Below are 1,037 nucleotides of genomic sequence, written 5' to 3' on the forward strand. Positions count from 1 at the left end.
TGTATTGAAAATGGTACTGGCAGCAGCATCATTGAGAAATCACGCGAAGCAATCCTCTTACTGGAAGATACTTTGGACAGGCTCAAAGTATTTATATGCGAGTACTCTTTTACAAACCAAGAGGAGGAAATCACCTTCTTTAAAGAACTGAAACCCTCCTTATCTTGCCAGCTGCTTTATTACCGCAAGGTGTATGACATCGGGGTAAATTGCCCGCAGGGAGGAAGGGCAGCTCAACGGGCATACCTCGAAGGCGAACTGGAAGCCATCCGTCTGTTTTTCTCCCGCCACCGTGAGTTTTACAGGTATTACCGTTCGGGAAGCAGGCATTTTGACTGTTATTATTTCCTGCGGGGTATATCCGGGATTCAGTCGGCTCCCGACTTCTGCTTTGACAAAGACCCTGAGTTTTCGAGTGGCGGCGACCGGCTGGTTAGCCGGATACTGGCTTACGATATGCTCGAAGCCCGGCTGATTGCCGAAATAGACCGTATCGATGAAGATGCCGGGGTTAGCGGGCTGGGGAAAGCAGGACTGTTTTGGACTATTTCCAAGACCGACCTGACGGAGGTTGCCTTTCCTTTATTTCTGGTGGAAGCCTTCAACGGCGGGAAGATTACACAAATGGAGTACCGCAGGCGTATCGAAAAAGCCTTCAATATAGACTTGAGTAATTTCTCGCGTGCGCTCCATGATATGAAAAACAGAAGTAATCCGACACAATTTCTGGATAAGCTAAAGAAAGCTCTTTTGGATTACCTGGACGAAGAACGGGATGACAACTTAAAATAACCGGCTTATGGGAAATTAAGAAGAATATCAATAACAGAAAGGTAATTTCCATAAAGGGGAATACCTGATTATACATACTGAATCCACTCTATTTCTTTTACGAAAAAACTGGTAATTTATTTGGATAAAGAAGATCGAAGGGTTGGAATTCACGCACCGTAATTATGGGCGTGGGTTGCAGCTTTTTCTTTTATCCGGGCATACCAGTGCCTTTCGTAAGGGGAAGCAGGGCAATCCGCGCTTTT

The 1,037-nt window shown here is 45.7% G+C and carries 1 protein-coding gene; it reads left to right on the top strand.

Annotated elements, in window-relative coordinates; translation table 11 throughout:
• Window positions 1-792, top strand: a 792-nt coding sequence (locus D0T84_RS22300) for an RteC domain-containing protein (protein WP_163310111.1), incomplete at its 5' end; no start/stop codon positions are given.
• Between the last annotated feature and the right edge of the window lie 245 nt (window positions 793-1,037).

It is taken from the genome of Dysgonomonas sp. 521 (assembly GCF_010501055.1).
In the GTDB taxonomy this organism is placed as follows: Bacteria; Bacteroidota; Bacteroidia; order Bacteroidales; family Dysgonomonadaceae; genus Dysgonomonas.